The following is a 310-nucleotide window of genomic DNA, read 5'->3' on the forward strand; positions in this document are numbered from 1 at the left end:
TAGGTGGAGTTATTGGTAACAGAATGGATAAACAAGCACAACGAATAGAACAAACATTACCAGGTGCTGAGGTAGAAAGAGTAGGAGAAGGTATTAAACTTACACTAGGAGAAAACTCTGTTCGATTTGACACTAATAAATCAAGCCTTACAAGTACGGCTAAGAAGAATTTAGATAAGTTAGTAACTGTGTTTAACGAGTACCCTGATACAAATATTCAAATCTTTGGATATACTGATAGTACTGGTGCTGTAGATTACAATTTAAAGCTATCAGAAAAAAGAGCAGAGTCAGTAGAGATGTATTTATC

Annotated in this window: 1 protein-coding gene; it reads left to right on the forward strand. The window is 34.5% G+C overall.

Annotated features, from left to right (window positions below; all coding sequences use genetic code 11):
• Positions 1 to 23: 23 nt before the first annotated feature.
• Positions 24 to 310, forward strand: a 287-nt coding sequence (locus DC53_RS22815) for an OmpA family protein (RefSeq protein ID WP_206075185.1), incomplete at its 3' end; no start/stop codon positions are given.

Origin of the sequence: Pseudoalteromonas fuliginea, from assembly GCF_000690055.1 — a bacterium.
GTDB classification, from domain to species: Bacteria; Pseudomonadota; Gammaproteobacteria; order Enterobacterales; family Alteromonadaceae; genus Pseudoalteromonas; species Pseudoalteromonas fuliginea.